This window comes from Leptolyngbya sp. GB1-A1 (genome assembly GCF_039962475.1).
In the GTDB taxonomy this organism is placed as follows: Bacteria; Cyanobacteriota; Cyanobacteriia; order Elainellales; family Elainellaceae; genus Leptolyngbya_A.
This window is the reverse complement of the sequence record NZ_JAMPLI010000003.1, coordinates 366159-384105: the sequence shown is the minus strand read 5'-3', so window position 1 is coordinate 384105 and position 17947 is coordinate 366159. Positions and strand designations below refer to the sequence as shown.

At 52.5% G+C, this 17947-nt stretch carries 10 protein-coding genes and 1 pseudogene; 4 read left to right on the top strand and 7 right to left on the bottom strand.

From position 1 onward, the window contains the following. Nucleotides 1-73 precede the first annotated feature (73 nt). On the top strand, nucleotides 74-3226 hold the full coding sequence (locus NDI45_RS05515; RefSeq protein ID WP_348246725.1) for an SMC family ATPase: 3153 nt from the start codon (nucleotides 74-76) through the stop codon (nucleotides 3224-3226). Between the two features lie 32 nt (nucleotides 3227-3258). Here NDI45_RS05515 and coaE read toward each other — a convergent pair whose 3' ends face one another. Together coaE and cobA are read right to left on the bottom strand one after the other, a co-directional pair. Continuing rightward, on the bottom strand, nucleotides 3259-3918 hold the full coding sequence (gene coaE, locus NDI45_RS05510) for a dephospho-CoA kinase (protein WP_190792591.1): 660 nt from the start codon (nucleotides 3916-3918) through the stop codon (nucleotides 3259-3261). Next, nucleotides 3911-5568 (bottom strand): annotated as a pseudogene (cobA, locus tag NDI45_RS05505) (uroporphyrinogen-III C-methyltransferase). The gene coaE and the pseudogene cobA overlap by 8 nt, the downstream one beginning before the upstream one ends. 278 nt (nucleotides 5569-5846) lie before the next feature. On the opposite strand from cobA, the gene NDI45_RS05500 reads away from it, so the two are divergent. After that, entirely contained in the window at nucleotides 5847-6899 is a 1053-nt protein-coding gene (locus NDI45_RS05500; protein ID WP_348246716.1) for a hypothetical protein, read from the top strand. Nucleotides 6900-6948: 49 nt separating this feature from the next. Next, nucleotides 6949-7467, top strand: a complete 519-nt coding sequence (locus NDI45_RS05495; RefSeq protein ID WP_348246715.1) for a hypothetical protein — start codon at nucleotides 6949-6951, stop codon at nucleotides 7465-7467. Nucleotides 7468-7532: 65 nt separating this feature from the next. Here NDI45_RS05495 and NDI45_RS05490 read toward each other — a convergent pair whose 3' ends face one another. From NDI45_RS05490 to NDI45_RS05470, 5 genes are all read right to left on the bottom strand, one after another. Continuing rightward, nucleotides 7533-8930: a cytochrome c biogenesis protein gene (locus tag NDI45_RS05490; protein ID WP_190792597.1), complete on the bottom strand. Its 1398-nt coding sequence runs from the start codon at nucleotides 8928-8930 to the stop codon at nucleotides 7533-7535. A 294-nt stretch (nucleotides 8931-9224) separates the two neighbouring features. Further along, entirely contained in the window at nucleotides 9225-9965 is a 741-nt protein-coding gene (locus NDI45_RS05485) for a cytochrome c biogenesis protein CcdA (protein WP_348246714.1), read from the bottom strand. A gap of 85 nt (nucleotides 9966-10050) precedes the next feature. Continuing rightward, complete coding sequence (locus tag NDI45_RS05480; protein WP_348246713.1) at nucleotides 10051-15051, bottom strand: translocation/assembly module TamB domain-containing protein; 5001 nt, start codon at nucleotides 15049-15051, stop codon at nucleotides 10051-10053. 236 nt (nucleotides 15052-15287) lie between these two features. After that, nucleotides 15288-15488 carry a hypothetical protein gene (locus tag NDI45_RS05475; RefSeq protein ID WP_190792600.1) on the bottom strand — a complete coding sequence of 67 codons (201 nt, stop codon included), beginning with the start codon at nucleotides 15486-15488 and terminating at the stop codon, nucleotides 15288-15290. A 336-nt stretch (nucleotides 15489-15824) separates the two neighbouring features. Continuing rightward, the gene (locus tag NDI45_RS05470; protein ID WP_190792601.1) at nucleotides 15825-16622 is read right to left on the bottom strand and encodes a VanW family protein; all 798 of its coding nucleotides are present in this window, start codon (nucleotides 16620-16622) and stop codon (nucleotides 15825-15827) included. A gap of 472 nt (nucleotides 16623-17094) precedes the next feature. Here NDI45_RS05470 and NDI45_RS05465 point away from each other — a divergent pair, with 472 nt between their 5' ends. Continuing rightward, nucleotides 17095-17739 (top strand): Uma2 family endonuclease, encoded by a 645-nt coding sequence (locus tag NDI45_RS05465; RefSeq protein WP_190792602.1) that lies wholly within the window; start codon nucleotides 17095-17097, stop codon nucleotides 17737-17739. Nucleotides 17740-17947: the final 208 nt, after the last annotated feature.

The window sequence follows — 17947 nt, the reverse complement described above, 5'->3', positions numbered from 1 at the left end:
ATCAACTTAAGTTCGGCTGTATTAAAGTGCAGTCGTACTGTTATCTTATGAATATGCGTATGGCTTGCTCTCCGTGATTCCGCAGCAGCTTACTCTCAAAAACTTTCTGAGCTACCGCGAGGCAACGCTCGATTTTCGCGGCTTAAATGTTGCCTGTATTTGTGGTGCAAACGGAGCCGGAAAATCATCGCTTTTAGAAGCAATTGCCTGGGCACTTTGGGGCGCGAGTCGGGCATTGAGCGAAGATGATGTAATTCACCAGGGAGCGATCGAGGCCCAGGTGGATTTTGTGTTTGAGTATCAGCAGCACGCCTATCGCGTGATTCGCACCCGGCGGCGAGGGCAAGCCAGTTCGCTAGAGTTTCAGATTTCAACGCCCAATGGATTTCGCACCTTAACGGAAAAGGGAATTCGGGCAACGCAGCAGCTGATTTTGCAGCATTTGAAGCTGGACTATGAAACGTTTATCAACTCCGCCTATTTGCGTCAGGGACGGGCAGACGAGTTTATGCTCAAGCGTCCTACCGATCGCAAGCAAATTCTCGCCGATCTGCTCAAGCTAGAACAGTACGATGATTTAGCCGAGCAGGCAAAAGAACGATCGCGCCAGCTCAAAGCGGAAATGACCGTGCTGGAACGCACGCTAGAATCGATCGCGGCTCAGTTGGCACAGCCCAGTCTAGAAGCAGACGAAGCCAGCCTACGCGACACCATTCAGCAGTTGCAGACCGAACAGCAGCAGGATGGCGATCGGCTCTCAGCACTGCGTCAGTTGCAGCAGCAGCGGCAGGCGTGGATGCAGCAGCAAACCCTTCAGCAGCAGCAGGTTCATCCCCTAAAGCAGGACTGCCAGCGGCTTCAGCAGGAGCTAAAAACCCTTCAGCAGCAGCAGCTTCAGCTTGAGTCGCTTTTGCAAAACGGGGAGGCGATCGGCGCACAGTACGCCCAATATCAGCAGCTTCAGCGCGAAGAAGAGCAGCTCACGGCAAAGTTTCAGGCGCATCAGAATGCTCTGGCACAGCGGAGCCAACTCCAGCAACAGCAGCAAGCAGCCCTGGGGCAGATTAAAGACCAGCTTCGGCAGGCACAGTTACAGCAAGAGACGATCGCCCAACAGCAGCAAGAAATTGGACAGATTCTCAGCCGAGCACCCGAAATCGAAGCGGCACTGGAACAACTCCGGCAGGCGCGATCGCACCTCGCACAGCTTGATCAAATACAGATGCAGGCTTCTCCGCTGACACAGCGCAGACAGCAAGTGCAGACTCAGCTCGATCGCGCTCAAGCAAAGCTCACAGCCCGTCTTGAGGAAGTCCAATCCTTACGGCAGCAGCTAGAAGCACAGCAGCAAACCCAGCCTCACCTGCAAAAAGCAACCCTGACGGTTTCCGAACAGATCAGCTATCTGGAAAAACGCCGCCTTTATCAGCAGCAGGTTCGCGAGAAAGGCATGGAGCGGCGCACCTTTATGGAACGCTTGCAGGAACAGCAGCGCAAATGCGAACGAGAACTCGCCGAACTCGATCACAAACTGCGAATGCTTCAGCACGATACCGCCGAATCTGGGATTCAAGCAGGCGTTCAGCAATTGCTTCAGGCGAGTAGACCTGCAATCCACGACGGCGAAGACGCGCAACTCTCGGTCGTGGCAGCAATTGAATCTCGATTCCCTTCCGCCTTTCCGCCCTGTCCGTTGTGCGATCGTCCTCTGGATGAGGATCACTGGCATTTGGTGATCGAGCGGCATCAGGCACAACAGCAGGAAATCCGCAATCAGCTCTGGGTAATTCGGGAGCAGCTCACGACCTCCGATCGTGAAATTCGCGTCTTGCGGCAGGAATATCGGGCAGTGGAGATCGAGCTAGAGCAGTATGGCACTGTTCTGGAGCGGCGCGGACAGTTACAGCAGCAGCTTTACGGCGTTTCGGAAGCACAAACCCGACTTCAGCAGGTGATATCAGAACAAATCCATCTGGAACGATCACTTCAGCAGCAGGATTACGCCGCCGACCTTCAGGAAGAACTGCGGTTACTGGATCAGCGGCTTACCCAACTCGGCTACGACGATCGCAATCATGCCCTGGCACGGGGACAGGTCGATCGCTGGCGATGGGCAGAAGTCAAGCAGGCAGAGCTAAAGCAGGCTCAGCGCAAACAAAGCCAGCTCCTCGAACGCGAACCGCACATTGCCAAAACGATCGCCGCCCTGGAACAGCAGCTTCAGCAGATTCCCCATTCGCCCTTGCAGCAGCAGATCGAGGCAATCGATCGTCACATTCAGGAAATCGGCTATGACCTGGAACGGCATACGGCTTTGCGGCAAACGCTCAAACAGGCGCAGGATATCCCGCTGCGCTATCAGGAACTGCTTCAGGCACAGCAGCACTATCCTCAGTTGCGTCAGCGAATGCGTGACCTGACCGAACTCTGGCACGATCGCACCCAGGCCCTTCAAACCCTTGCCGCCCAGCTTCAGGCGATCGATCACACCCTCGCCCAAACGCCCGATCCTGCAGCAGACATTCGATCGATCGAGCAAAATTTGCTGCTGAGACGATCGCGCCTCGATACCCAATTTGCCGCCCTGGGTAAGCTTGAACAGCAGCGACAGCAGCTCCTCGTACTCAGCAATCAGCAAACCGCCCTGGTCGAACAGCTTCAAACCCTGCGCCGCCAGTACCGGGTGCATCAGGAACTCGCGCAAGCCTTCGGCAAAAACGGACTTCAGGCCCTCATGATCGAAAACGTGCTGCCCCAGCTCGAAGCCGAAGCCAATCAAATTTTGGGACGGCTCAGCGCAAACCAGCTTCATGTACAGTTTGTCACCCAGCGTAGCCGCAAATCGGCACAGTCAGGGAATCATCAATCTGCCAATAAACTGATCGACACGCTAGATATTTTGATCAGCGATACCCAGGGCACGCGCCCTTATGAAACCTATTCCGGCGGCGAGGCGTTTCGGGTCAATTTTGCGATTCGCTTAGCCCTGGCAAGACTTTTGGCACAGCGATCGGGCACTGCCTTACAGCTCTTGATTATCGATGAGGGCTTTGGAACGCAGGACGATGCGGGGTGCGATCGGCTAATTGCTGCCATTAATGCGATCGCCCCGGACTTTGCCTGCATTCTCACCGTCACCCACATTCCCCACCTGAAAGAGGCGTTTCAGACCCGGATCGAAGTTCATAAAACCGAGCAGGGATCGCAGATTCAGTTATCTGTTTAAGCCCCCGTTTGAGCCCCTGTTTAAGCACCTATTTAAGCACCGTCCTGAGCTTTGCAGATCTGGGCATCAATCTGGTGATACAGGTCTTCCAGCGTTCCGGTATTGTCCAGCACCACGTTTGCCTGCTGAACTTTTCGCTCGATCGCCATTTGGCTATCAATCCGTGCCTGGATCTGGACTGAGTCAAGCTGATCGCGCTGCCGAAGCCGCTGTCGCTGCTGGTCTGGAAACGTTCGCACCACCCAGATTTCGGTGACTAGATCAGTCATACGGGCTTCAAACAAAAGGGGGATCACCAGCACGACGATCGGATAAGTGTCTGCAGGGAGTAGGCGTAAATCGCTCTGCATTCGATCGCGCACGTAGGGATGAATCTGTTGCTCCAGCCAGAGCCGCTCTGCCGAACTGCTGAATATGATGTCGCCTAATCGACGGCGATCGAGCTGCCCATTTGACTGGAGTACACTTTTTCCATAGCGTTCGACAACTTCGCGCAGCACCCGCGATCCGGGATGAACGGCTTCTCTGGCATACAGATCGGCGTCCAGAACCGGAATTTGATAGGTTTGTGCGAGATAGCCCGAAACCGTTGTTTTACCCATGCCAACGCCCCCAGTAATGCCAATAATGCGCTGACGAGAAGATGCAGAATTTGAACGTGAATTCCCCGATGGTTGATTTGAATCAGTCATAGCGGTTAGAGCAATTTCCTCCGGTAACCCATTGCCCGATCGCTTGCGTGAGTCCTTCCAGGGTGTACTCGGCTGCCTCTACATCGACCCTCTTGAAGTACATCTGACAAGCGATCGAGGTTTGGGGCCCGATCGAGGCAAGGCAGGTGCGGGGAGAAGGAATCGGCTGAGATGCAGCAGGGGCGATGCTTTGCACAAGCTGATGAAAGCATTTCACCGTTTTAGAGCTAGCAAACGTGATTACATCAATGTGCAAGGGAGCTTCGCCTGAGGTTATCGCGTCCTTTTGCAGTGCCTGGGCAATTTCAGGAGCGATCGTGCGAACACAGCCCGACTCGTATGCTGCGACTTCCACCACTGTTGCGCCCTGTGCAGATAGCTCTTTCACCAACACTTCCCGTCCGCCCGTCTCGACTCTGGGAAACAGCAGCTTTAGTTCAGGCAACCGATCGCGATCGGGAAAATGCTCGACCAGTGAATCAGCAACATAGTTGGGCGGAATAAAATCGGGCTGAATTCCTTTTTGCTGAAGACAGGCAGCCGTTTTTTGCCCGACCACCGCGATTTTGAGCTGATACAGCACACTGAGGGATTTACCCTGAGCCATTAATCGTTCTATGAAATAATCGACGGCGTTGGTCGAGGTGAGTATCAGCCAGTCGAACTCGTGCAGCCGATCGATCGCCTGGTCCAAGCCATGCCAGCTTGAGGGGGGCGTAATCTCGATCGCAGGCAGCTCGATCACCCTTGCACCCTGCTGTTGGAGCAGTTGCGTAAACTGGCTCGATTGTCCAGCCGCTCGCGTAACCAGAACGGTTTTGCCCGCAAGCGGCAGCGGTAGTCGGGGAAGAAAAAGGTTTACCACGGTTCTATCGCTATCGTTGTTTTTATGTAAATCTACTGATCTTACTGATCACGACTATTGTGCCTGTTTAAGGGGAACTGAAGATAGGGGCGCAGCCGCACAACTTCTCCGATCACAATGACCGCAGGCGAGAGAGACTGGCGATCGGTTTGCCGCACAATCGTTTCCAGCGTTCCTGTCCAAATTTGCTGATTGGGCTGTCCTGCCCAGCGAACAATCGCGATCGGGGCAGTAGACGATCGCCCATGCCGCACCAATTCCTCGATGATGGTCGGGAGCTGTTTTGCGCCCATTAAAATGACCAGCGTTTCAAGCTGTGCCAACGCTTGCCAGTTCAATGCATCAGGTTCATGTGCCGTCACCACTGCAAAGCCTCGGCTCAGCACCGGATCGGTCAGGGGAATATCTGCCAAGAGCGGAGCCGCCAACGCTGAGGAAATACCCGGAACTGCCTCAAACGGACAGCTTGCCTCCATCAATGCCTGAATCTCGCTGGTCGATCGCCCAAAAATAAACGGATCGCCACTCTTGAGCCGCACCACCTGCTTTCCCTGCTGGCAAAGGCTGACCAGGAGACGGTTTATCTCCGCTTGAGGGGTACTGGGCTGTCCGCCTCGCTTGCCCACGTTCAAAATTTCACAGCCTGAGGGCGCAAGATCGAGAATTTCCTGATCCACTAGCGCATCATACACGATCGCCTCTGCCTGACTAATCAGCCGATACGCCTTGACCGTAAGCAGGTCGATCGTCCCCACGCCGGAACCCACCAGATAAACCTTCCCAATCCGATTTTCTTCTGGAGAAAACTGCTGCTCACCGCTCATTCGCTCTTTTTTCCTAACCGTATAACCTCACTTTCTTACCTTAGTTCCTTGAAAGTTCCTAATGCTTGTTAGCTGACTTTCAGTTTTTTCTTTTATAGGCTGGATAAGTTCTTACAAAGGCAGAAATCGTCAAAGGTCGCTCGGTACATAGCATTCAGCAGCTAAAGCAATCTCCTCAACTTGCTATGTCAGACGGTGGACGATCGCCAGCCTAGTGCTTTTCGATGGGAGTCGTTTCGATGCGTCACAAAGAATTCAGGTTCAGGACAGTTTCTCTCTGCTTTTTGGTTGGAATGTCTCTGGTGGGATGCCGAGACTTTAGCAATGTGCGAAAGCTAGGCGAGAACTCCAAAGAAATTGCGGCAAAATCACAGGAAATGGCAACTGATTACTATCAGTCCTGCCTCAGGCGTGCCAGGGTTCCGATCGACACATTTCCAGATATTGCCAATACTAGAGCGGCGGCAGAAGAGGCTTGTCGGCAAAACGATCGTGAGTTAGGGATGGCGATCGCAGATGCAAATCAAGTGATAATCGCTTACCTGAACAATCTGATGATGCTAGCGGACAATCGCTCCAGCGTGATTACGCCTGAAAATCAGAAAAAGCTACAGGGCGCGTTGGGAGATTTGTCTACCTCGCTGAGCGATACAAGCGGCTCGGTTCCAGAGCCAGTCAGCACAATTCTGGAACAAGGTTCAAGTATCCTGAACGTCATTTTTGATGCGGTTGCGGCTGACATTCGCGGAGACACAATTCCCCCGGTGATGGTTTGTACAGACGAAGCGATTGACAGCTACACCCAGGGATTAATCGAAATTGCGTCGGTTGTTTATGTGAATCAGCTTCAGCTAGAAGCAGACCAGCATCGACAATATTTCGGACTCCTGACGCCACCACCAGGCACTGTTTTCACACCGTCTGAGGCTCTTAGCTTGCTTCGGCTCGATCGCGAATATAACGAGGCGATCGACAAGATTAACGAGAAGAAAGCATTTGCTGAAGAATTTGTAAAAGTTCTGGACGCAACTCGTGGGAGCCACAAATCGATTAGTTTAGTCTTTGCAGAAAAGCTTGACTTAACGAAGTTGAATCAGGAGAAACAGCCAGAAATTGATCCGCTTAAACGAGATGCTTTTTGTGCCGAGCGTGCGACTCAGCGTTATCAGGAACCCGTGTCGATTCAGCTCACGCCGTCGGATGTCAGCAGAATTGTCAACATCTTGAAGGATTACGAAAGAACTACGGCTCCCATGATTGAAAAAATGAAACGAGTTGATTTCAAGCAGTAATTCCTGTCTTCGATTGAGCGATCTTTAACAAGTTTCTTCAGGAGATCTTATGTCAAGCACAACAAAGTTAGCCGAACTCATTACGACAGTCAAAGAAATTGGAGATGCTTCGTTTGCTGAACGAACAGCACTCTTCAAAGCAGGCAAGATTTCCACAGTTAAATGGGAGTTAGCAGATCAAACCGCAGTTCTGGACTATGTGAAAGCAGTGGCAGATAGGGCTGGCTTGACCGATTCAGAAAAGAAAAATCTGGTGAAAGAAGTGACAGATCTACTGGCAAAAAGTAGCCCTGCCAAACCCACAGTTCACGCCCTGGAACTTGAGCTGATTAATCTTCGAGCCAAACTCAACAGTACTCTTTTAACAAAGATTATTGCTGGCATGAGTAGTTATGAAAAGACGATCAACGATGCGTCCAAAGACTTAAAAGAGGCACTGGATAAGCTCAAAGAGCTGAACGAGTCATTTGGGGCGATCGCGATCGTTGTCAGCTTGGTCGCAGCGATGGTTTCACTCTCATCCGGTAAATTTAACTTGCTTGCCAAAGCCGCTGGAAACCTGCTGTAAAAGCAATCGAAAGATGGGAGCCGCCGTGATGTGCCTCTGTCGCTTGATCTAGATTTGTCAGTCAATCAGGATTTTGCTTCTGCAAACGCTTCAGTCGTGTCAGGCTGGGGCGTTTCAAGTTGTTCCAGGACTTCGATCATCTCCCGCTCGAATGCGACCTGTGCCCGATTCGTTTTGCCACCGATGTAGGTTCTGTTTGCAGTTTGCAGTGCCCAGATTTGCGAGTGGGAAACGTAGCTCATGACAACGCCCAGCATCAGCAAGCCAAACCCGGTGTAAACCAGTGGAATACCCGGATCGGCTTTAATCTGAAGTCCCGTACTGCCAACCACCTGCTCGATCGCCAGCGTCACGCCATTCACCTCAGTAGACATTCCTTCGCGGACGGTTGCGATCAGCTTGCCCTGCATATCGTAGACCAGCAAAATGCCCTGAAGATCTTTGGCAACGATCGACACGCCTGCCGTTAAATCCGGTTTGGTAGGAATCCAGGTTCCCCACAGGCGACCTGCGCCTCCAGTTTCAAGCTGCGCCATCGGAAGTTGAAGGCTGGGGCTATTGTTGATGTGGAACTTGAGAGCGGCGATCGACCAATCGGCCTGATAGAAAGTAACTCCTTTGTGTCTCAAGGGCTTATTCACATGAATGGTTTGGCGATCGACTTCCTGCCCTTGCTGATCGAGAACGGATAAATCGGAGTAGAACTGATCGATCGTGCCGTTTGGTGTGTAGTCGATCCAGAAGCGATTCACCCGCATTGACCAGTCCTTGGGAACCTGCGCCGCTGCCCACGGCCCTGCATCAAAGATATTCCTCACCTGAAACGTTTCGCCGCTGGGAATCATTTCCTGGGCAAAAAAGCCCGTCATTGCGCCCCAGATTGCCCCCACCAAAATGAGCAGCATACTGGCATGAACCACGATCGGACCAATGCGTCCGGTAATGCCTTTCCGCGCATAGAGCTTGTCGCCTTCCTGAAAGATGCGATAGCGTTTTTGGCTCAGCAGGTGGGAGAGTGAGTCGATCGAAACCTTATCCACTTCGGCACTCAGGGCAAGCTTTTCAAACTGGCGTGGCTGCTCATAATATTTCCATTTACGGGCAGCTTTGAGGGCGGGAAACTGGCGGGTAAAGGTGCAGGCAGTGAGGCTGGAGCCAAACAAAATCAGCAGTGCCAGAAACCACCAGGTTCGGTAGACATGATCGAATCCTAGCGTGAGAATGACCTTCCAGCTTAGAAAGCCAAACAAAGCTGGATCTTCAGGATAGTTCGCCTGATAAAAGGCAAGGGTTTGACCCTGTTCAATCACGGTTCCAGAGACGCTAAAAATGGCAATTACGAGAAGGAGGACGATCGCCAATCGCAAATCGGCAAGTAACGGCAATAGTTCTTTTTTGAAATATTGTTTGGGAACATTTGTGAATTGAGCCAGGGCAGAGCGAAAGGAGGAATCGGCAGACATAGTTAAAGATAGTTTTGAGGACAGAAAAAACAGAGAATAATAAACGTGGAAATTTGAAAAGTTATTGTTTAGGAAATGTCTGTGAGGATTGGAGTGCTACAGCCCCTAAATTCCCTATCGATGGGTATAAACGGGAGGCTTTGAATTGAGAACTGGATCGGAAATGCTTCACAGGTAAAGGGTTAACTGGTGAGAGGTTGGGGGACGGCTCGGTTCCTCCAGAATCGAGGGGGGTTAAGGGGGACGGTTCGAATCGCGATCGTAATTCAAACCTCCTCTTAGAAATTCGCTGCGCTAAACCCCTGTGGGAAATAATCGAAACAGCAGCGAGAATAAGCCAAACCCGACCAGCAACGCACCGCTTGCAGGCGTAATCCAGCCCGACCAGCGACGCAGCTCTAACAGTTTTTTAATCGATGCAGTGAATGTTCCTGCCAATACCAGGGGAGAGACATAGCCTGCCGTATAAGCCAGCAGCAGCATTGCGCCCAGTTGCGGGTTTCCGGTTTCGGTAATCCATGCCAGCAGGGTGGCGAGAACGGGGGTGCTGCATGGGGAAGCGACTAAGCCAAACGTTAAGCCGACCAGATACGATCGCACGCTTTCCGGTAGCTCTTTTGAAATCCATGCGGTTCCGCCCCAATTGGGCAACTGCAATGGCAGTAGCTCCAGCAGGTTCAGCCCCATCAAAATTGCAATCATGCTGACGACGATCGGTAAACCAATCCCGACCTGACCGTAAACCTGACCGACGATCGCCGCTGCAATACCCAGCCCTGCCAGTGTAGTCGCCAAGCCCAGCGCAAACCATGCTGACTGAACGGCTGCCTGAATCCGACTTCTGGCTTCGTAGCCGCCGATATAGCCGATCGTGATGGGCAACATCGACAGCATACAGGGAGTGAGACTGGTAAGCAGTCCCGCCAGAAAAATCACCCCAACGCTGACTGGACTCAGGTGAACGAGCTGATCGGACACCAACGTATCGGCGGAATGGGCAAGATGATAAAGGAAAGTTTGCAGCGAATCCAGCATTGGGGGCGATCGATATCGGTGAGGTTCTCCTTTTCTATTCTACCGAGTGGGGGATGCGGAGGGGATGGAGGGGTAGAGGGGCGAGTTAGAATCGGGTTTCGAATTCCAGGATGGCGCGGCTTTCTCCCTGGAAGTTGGAGGAGCCTCGGACAGAGAGCTCATCGGTGAGGCGGTAGCGCAGGTTTAATTGGGTAGGTTCGGGGGCGGTGAGGATTTGCAGAGTGGAAACAGAGAGGTTGTCAGTGATGTCAAAGCCCAGCTCGGCGGCGATCGCCAGGGTGGAAGTGCGGGCATCATCGGAAACGAGGGTAGTGGGGAAGAGGCTGAAGTCGGTTAAGCCGAGGGCGTTGCTGATCAGGTTTTGGAGCTGGCTTAATACGGCTGATCCGGCAAGGGAGGCGATCGCGGTTGTCACGCCGCCCTGTTGAGCCAGGGTGCTGACATAGCCACCGCCGATCAGCGCGAGAATTTCGGTTTCGCTGCGGTTGGGGCTACTGGTTAACTCTAGATTGTTGAACACCTGGCTGGCAGGTCCGGCGACGCTTGCCTGCACTCGCACAGTTTCCAGGCGACCAAAATCGGCAGCTAAGGGTAGATCGGCAACTTCAGCAGCGGCAAACGGAGAAGTATTGGGAACCGGATATCGGGTGATTTCAGGGACAGAGGCAACTAACTGCACATCCAGTAATGGATCGAGTCCGCGACTGGGCTGAAACACGACCGTGTTGGTGTAATCGCGATCGAGATTAAAGCGCGTTGTAAACAGGTTGACCTGACCACTCCGCAACTGCACAGTTCCCTCCGGGCGCAGATCGTCGATCGTGCCATCCACAATTAAATCTCCTGTCACCACAAAGCTCAGCAGCGGATCGCGGGTGACGCGCAAATCATCACCTAGCGTGAGCCGCAGACTCTGCAAGAGAGGGGGTGTGAAAAGCGAGGACTCTGTATTGCCAAACTGTGAAGTTGGGGCAGCGGCGATCGTTGAGCCATTGTCTTCGGGTAACTGCACTTGCCCATCGCTTAGCAAAACTTCGCCGCTGATTTCTGGAGCCAGAGCTGTTCCGGTGAGAATGACCCGTCCGGCGACATCGCCTTCGTAGCGGTCTTGCAGATCGAGCGCGATATTGTCCAGGTTGAGTGTGAGCGGCGGCTGGTTGTCGGGGTTATTCACGGTCAGCGGCAGGAGGATCGGCAGCGTTCCCTGCGCTACGATTTGCCCGTCGCTAAACTCACCTTGCAGGTTTTGCACCTGAACTTGATCGTTTCTGAAGACGATCGTGCCGTTGAGATTGGTGATATCTTCGGGCAAAGCCTGCGCCGAAACGCGAGCATTAGCAAATTCAGCCGTGCCGCCGATCGTCAGATCTTGCTGAGTGTCGGTCAAAATGCCGCTTGCCTGAACCTGCACATCTGCCTGTCCCTCGCGCCATGCCACCTGATCGGTAAAGGCGTTAATCAGAGTCAGCCCATCGTTTCGCACATTCAGATTGACATTAAAGGCACTCGACGCTGGCTCCACTGTCATAAAGGGAAACTTGTAGGGAATGCTGCCCGTGAGTGAAAACTCGTCGGTTGAGGTGGGTTCGGTGGGTTCGGGCGTGATGTTTCTGGAGCCATCTGGATTGTTTGTCCCATTATTGTTTGTCGCACTGTTTGCAGTGGTCTGCGGCTGCTCACGCACAAAGTCTGTATCAAAGGTCAGCCGTGCATCGTTGTAGCCAAACAAATTGCGAAGCGGCGGAAGTTCCGTATTGTTGACAATCGTATTATTGAGCTGAATTTCCCCGATCACCTGCGGATCTCCGATCGAGCCTGCCAGGGTGGCGTTTGCGGTTAGATCGCCCTCAATGTCGATCGGCAGCCGGAACACATCGCGCAGTGCCTCTACCGGAATTCCTTCGGCAAGCAACTGTCCAGACTGCTGTTCACCGCCCACCTGCCCCGAAAACGTGAGAAACGACTCATCCGACTGAAACCGGAGCGGCAGCAGCGTCAGCACGCCATTCTGAAACTGTCCCTGTGCGATTACCTGATCGACTTGATAATCTTCCCATCGCCAATCTCGCCCAGCGAGGTCAAATCGAACATCCACGCCAGTTTGGGCAGAAGAGGCAATGTCGATCGCCCCGGTAAACACGCCTTGCAGCTTCGAGAGATCGGGCAAAAACGAAGACTGTTCCCGTGCAGCAGCCTGCTGACTCAGCAACAAATTGATTTCTGAGTAACGGCGAAGCTGATTGATGAGAGCGGCATCCGGCTGACCCACTGAAAAGGGCTGAACCTCGGCAGCAGTCGCAAAAACCGGGGAACGTAGCCCACGCCCAAAGTCAGAAAAATTAAAGAACTGAAGTGCCGTGAGAATGTCTTCGATCCGCCCCTGATCTGCCACAATGCGAGCTTGCAGCGGATTGTCCGATCGCGAATTAAACGTTCCCGATAGCAAATAGCGGCTACCGCCCTGTTGCAGTTCACCCTGTTGCAGCACCGCCACCCCGTCTACATAGCGGAACTGTCCCGCAAACCGCTCGGCTGCAATATAGCCTAACGCCGGACGATCGATCGTCAACTGGCCGATGACGCTGGGATTATTCAAATTGGCAATATTCGCCTCGATCTGACCGCTTGCCTCACCCGCGACAATGCCAATGCCGTAATCTGCAGCGGGGGCAAGACCCAACACCTGAAGCGGAAAGTTTTCCAGCGTTGCCGTGAGAATATCGCCTGCGGTGCGTCCTTGCGCGATCGACTCTCCTTGCTGCACCAGGAAGCTCACCGGACGGTTGCGATCGTCCAGCGTCAGGGCAACTCGATCCTGCTGTCCTGCCACATCCAGGCTGATACCGCGATTCGTGTAGCGAAAGTCTCCGGTCAGGCGCGGTTCAAAGGCAACCTGATTCACGCGGAAATCGTTTAAGCCCAGCCGTCCGGCGACGCGTGGCGCATCGGGTGTTCCCGTGACTCGTCCGCTAAAGTCGGTGCGGCCTGCCAGCCGGATTTGCTCTGGAGTATTAATCGGCAGTTCAGAGAGCGCATAATCCTGCAAATTCACATTCAAATCCAGATTGGTGATCGCAGGCGTGCCTTCCAGCCGCGCAAACACCAATCCGTCTGCCTGAAAGCCCGTCGCCGTCGCATTGCGAACCTGAAGCCGATCGCCCAGCCAGCGCACATCTGCCGTTAAAGGCGAGTTAATAATTGCTAGCCCCTCCGATAGCCGCACCTGTCCCGATGCCGCGATCGCCCTTGGACTCAGGTTATTCAAACTGCCTGCAAGCTGGAAATCACCGCTCAGCAAGCCCCGCAAATCCGGCGAAAACTGCCGCAGCGCAACCCCCGAAGTCTGAACATCTGCGGTGAATCGTCCGTTGACGGATTCTGCATCTGCCCGAACAATGCCGCCTGCCACCAGAGCTGCCCCATCCTGCAACTGGATTCGATCGCCCGCAATTCGCACTCTTCCCCGTGCCGCATAGGTTGCCTGAGGAGCCTGAAAATCTACCGTCGTCACCAGATTATCGGGAGAACCCGAAAGCCGCGCCTGGGCATCGACTAAGCCGATCGTAAAATTATTCAGATTCGCGCCATATTGACGGGCAATCGTGTCACCAGGCAGGTTTTGTCCCTGTAGATTAAAGGCAACGCTGCTGTTTTCGCCAAAGCCAATGCGTCCACTGCCCGTAACCAAGCCGCCCCCACGCGGCACTGCCCGAATCCCATCAAACGCCAGAACGCTATCCCCGACCCGATAACGAGTTTGCGCCGACTGAAACGTCACGCGATCGGCAACGATAGGCGTTAAATTCTCCGCCACGCCCGAAACCACTGGCTTATCGATCGCCCCAGTAATTTGAAGCTGAGAGCGCACTTCACCGGATACGGGAACCGGAGAATCCACGTCAAACGTATTGAAGAGATCTCGAATCGTGGTGCGATCGACCTGCGCCCTCAGGTTGTAGTTGCGCTGGGTGTTGAGGCTGCCGCCCACCCGAGTCGGGATTAAGCCATATCTGCCGCGCACGTTTTCAAAGAACACATCCTGACCGCGAAACCGCAGCCTGCCGTTGACTTGCGTCAAGAGCTGTGGAACCTGCTTAATTTTGCCCGTCGCGTTTTGAAACTGCACGACTCCGTTGAGCTGAAGCGACTCGTCTTCGGGGGGAAACACCACCTCCAGATCGCTCGATAAGCGTCCGGCTCTAATTTCCACAGGCAGCGGAACCAGCAGATTCACATCAGGACCCAGCAGATTTTCACCTCGGGCGCGGAGCGTGGTTTGTTCGCGATCAAGGTTAGACTCGCCTTCGATTCGCAGTTCGCCCCCAGTATCGGGTCTGCCCGTGACTTCGTAGGAAATCAGCCTGTTTTGATTCCGAAACAGCGTAGCGGCATCCACATCTCGGATCACAATTTGCGGACGGGCAACGGCATTGCGGGAAAGGGTTTCCGGCGAATCATCGTCACGCGGTTCGGGCGTCGGGTTTTGCGGATTCGGCTCATCCGGGTCAACCACTTCTGATTCCTCTACGTTTCCATAGGGCAGCAGCGTTAATGTGCCATCCCGCACGCGCAGCGCATCGACTTCAACGGCAATAAAAGGGTCAGGTGCATTTTCGTTGTTTCTTGCCCTTGTGGTGATCCACTGTCCTTCTGCATTCTGGTCGGCAAATGCTTGGGCGTTTACCAGCGTCACATCTACGCTGAGCGTTTGATCCCACAACACTTCAAACGGGTTAAACGTGACCTCAACCCGCTGCATTTCTAGCCGATCGCGATCGGTTGGCGTTGCCGGAATTGCAGAAGGACCAAAGACAATCCGCGTCAAAGAAATCTGCTCGACCTCGCCTGCCTGCACCGGACGATTGAGCTGCGTACTGACCTGACGAGCAATCAGGGGAGACAAACCCTCGTTCACAAATCGCCATGCCCACCACACGCCACCTGCCAGCCCCACGAGCAGCAGACCCCCCGCGACGAAACCCGCCCGAATTACCGTGCGCCGCCTGCCCCCCGTACGGTTTTGCCTCGCTGTAGACGTTTGCTGCTCAGGCTGATTCTCTTTATTATCATTGGGAGAATTCGTCATCCGTCTCACCCCACTCGCCTTTCCCACCGCTGTCCTTCGGCTGTGCACCAGCGCAACCCGCCTCACGACGGACAGAACTGCCGAAAGATTTTACCCGTTTCTTCAGAATCGTTTTCTCAAATTGTCCTTAAGCACTATAGCCGAGTCTTTGGGAGAGGGAGCAACACAAATGACAGCAGGATACCAGATTTTGCGGACTCCCCTGTGTCTAAATTGTCGCTAAGTTTCTACGTCTCTCAGCCGATCGCTTCGCTGTTTCCCAAAGGGATAATTGTTCTCGCTAGAGAACTGCCTGGCATGATCTGTCTTGTCGAGCTATGGGGCTGAGGAATTTGAGGATGATGCTCCATCGCCAGCAGCAGAGCCAGACTTGCTAGCAGCAAAAGGCCAATACCAAACCCAATTTCAATAATCCACGAACGAATCTTAAATTGCACTGCCCGATCTCCACTGCGCCTCTCATAAGATAGACGATCGCGAAACGCAAAAGGTTCTTAGATAACTAAATTTAGTTCCAGGGCTTGTTACCCCAAGGCGGCATCGATCGCACATTAACGCATCAGCAAGCGGGGACGATCGCAAGTAGCCAGTATCACAAAGGCAGTCGATCGTTTTCTACCATCGTTTTCTACCATTGATTGCTGATTCATCAGAACAACCCTCCTGATTCACACCGAAACGATTCCCCTCACCGTCAATCTTGATATCTAAGCCACAGTTCGAGGCAATGGGAGCAGTCAGGAAAGCAGTGTTTTTTTACGATCGCTCATTATCTACGATCGTTCACAGGGGGCATAATGGCTAACGGTGCGATAGTCTAACTGCCATTGAGGGGACAGGGACAGATCGGAAGTCTTTTGAACGGAGCGCGTTGTTTCCACAATCCAGCCGGAGCAATCGTCTGCTTTGGCAGGAGGAATCTCTTCTAACACTTGAGATTCAATCTTAATTTGAATCGAGTAAGGCTGTTCACCCCATACGCTGGAATGCACTTCACCCCGATCGCCCAGAACTTGAAAGCGCAACTGCAAAGCAATTTGACTGGAGTTTCTCACGACTAAATCTTTGTAGCCATAGGCAACCGCAGCATCTTGCCCCAGCGGATAAAAGCGTTCGTCGCCATAGGCATCAATGCTGTGACAATGACGTTCTAAAATCTCGCAGCCTGCCTGCAAAAATGTGTTAAACAAATTGGTTGCAATCAAACATAAACCACCACCCACATCAGTCAAAACTTTACCTCGAATAAAGACTGGAGCGGCTCGAAATCCATTCTTTAAAGTAGGTTCACCGATCCGATCGCAAAAACTGAAAACTGCTCCCGGTGCTAAGCGCAAGCAGTGAATCCGTTCGGCTGCAAGCTGCAAATTCCACAGACGATTGGCACGAATTTCGGGAGTACCGCGATCGGGAATCGGCGTTCTAAATTCACTCCATAAATAACCGTAGCGGTCAGCAAATTCGGGGTCTTGCGTTCGAGCGTAATAAAAGGGATAGCCTCGTAAAAACGCTTTACCCTGTTTCAGCCGGTTACGAATCGGTCGCTTACAGTTCTCCCAGAAAAGATGCATGATTGTTCTGTTGGGAAATTTGTTTTCGATCAACACCACTCGATCGCTTTCGTCTGCTCAACAATATCTTCAGATTGAGAAAACTCACCGATCGACTCCCCTTCAGCGATTATAGTTTGACTGAGGTAAATTATTCGATCGCTTTACAAATTGTTCGATCGTCTCTCTGATCGTCCCCAGAATCAATTATCAAAAGCGTTGTTACTTTTCACAGTGTCATGAAAGGACAGTTTGGGTCAAACAGCAACGAAGCACAAGCGGTAGGGCTGAAAAAGAAATCCGATCGCAAGCTAACACAGTCAAACAAAAGGGAGCGCTCGCATACCGCCTTTATCATGAGGGCATCACGCGATCGTCTCTGCCTGTCATGCGTCCTTGCTGCCAACCGTGCCTTGTGCCAGTGCTAAACTCGTAAACACAAATCTAGATAAAACGCTGCATCGCCAGCCATGAAGCCGGGAAAGGTGCAATTATGCCTACTGCCCATTCCATTTCTGCTCAACCGATCGATCGCTTACCTGCCGAGAAGCGCGTCACATTGCATGGTGTGAGTTGGGAGGCTTACCAGAAAATTCTAGAAGCGTTGGGGGAGAAGCGAGCGGCTCTTCTGCGCTACTACAAAGGAACGTTAGAGATTATGACCCCCTTGGAGGCACATGAGAATCTGAGTCGTTTAATCAGTGATTTTATTAAAATCCTGGTTGATGAGCTGGATCTCAACATTAAAAGCATGGGGTCAACGACGCTGAATCGTCCTGACTTGCAAGTTGGAGCGGAACCCGACGAAGGATTTTATATTGCGAATGAGCCGATCGTGCGAGGCAAAACCGTTGATTTAGCAGTTGATCCACCTCCTGATCTGATTGTCGAAGTGGATATTACTCACACCGATGTCAACAAAAATGTGCTTTATGCAGAAATAGGAGTAGCTGAATTCTGGCGATACAACGGTAAACAGCTAAGAATTTACGAATTGCACAATGGGCAATATCAAGAAGTAGAAGCTAGTGCTACCTTTCCGCAAACGTCAAAAGAACAGCTTTATGAATTTCTAAAAGAATGCGCCCAGCAAGGAGAAACCCAGGCTAAGCGCAATTTAAGAACAAAAATTGTATAGCAATAAAACGAATCGCCAATCTCGTCGTCTAGAACCCTCATCTTTAGGTACAGTTTTTAGGCGGTACGAAAAAATGGTTTGCCAATTTACTCCATTTGTTGCAATTTCTTGATCCTACTCTGTGATAAAATGAATTGCCAATTTTTGATGCCTTTGTAAATTAAGGCTTTCAGGTACTACATTCCACATGGCAGCCGACCCACAATGA

Bases quoted from the DNA above. Each gene is read 5' to 3' on its own strand.
- coaE (WP_190792591.1), bottom strand. From the start codon at position 3,918: ATGACTGATTCAAATCAACCATCGGGGAATTCACGTTCAAATTCTGCA.
- NDI45_RS05500 (WP_348246716.1), top strand. From the start codon at position 5,847: ATGCGTCACAAAGAATTCAGGTTCAGGACAGTTTCTCTCTGCTTTTTG.
- NDI45_RS05495 (WP_348246715.1), top strand. From the start codon at position 6,949: ATGTCAAGCACAACAAAGTTAGCCGAACTCATTACGACAGTCAAAGAA.
- NDI45_RS05490 (WP_190792597.1), bottom strand. From the start codon at position 8,930: ATGTCTGCCGATTCCTCCTTTCGCTCTGCCCTGGCTCAATTCACAAAT.
- NDI45_RS05485 (WP_348246714.1), bottom strand. From the start codon at position 9,965: ATGCTGGATTCGCTGCAAACTTTCCTTTATCATCTTGCCCATTCCGCC.
- NDI45_RS05480 (WP_348246713.1), bottom strand. From the start codon at position 15,051: ATGACGAATTCTCCCAATGATAATAAAGAGAATCAGCCTGAGCAGCAA.
- NDI45_RS05470 (WP_190792601.1), bottom strand. From the start codon at position 16,622: ATGCATCTTTTCTGGGAGAACTGTAAGCGACCGATTCGTAACCGGCTG.
- NDI45_RS05465 (WP_190792602.1), top strand. From the start codon at position 17,095: ATGCCTACTGCCCATTCCATTTCTGCTCAACCGATCGATCGCTTACCT.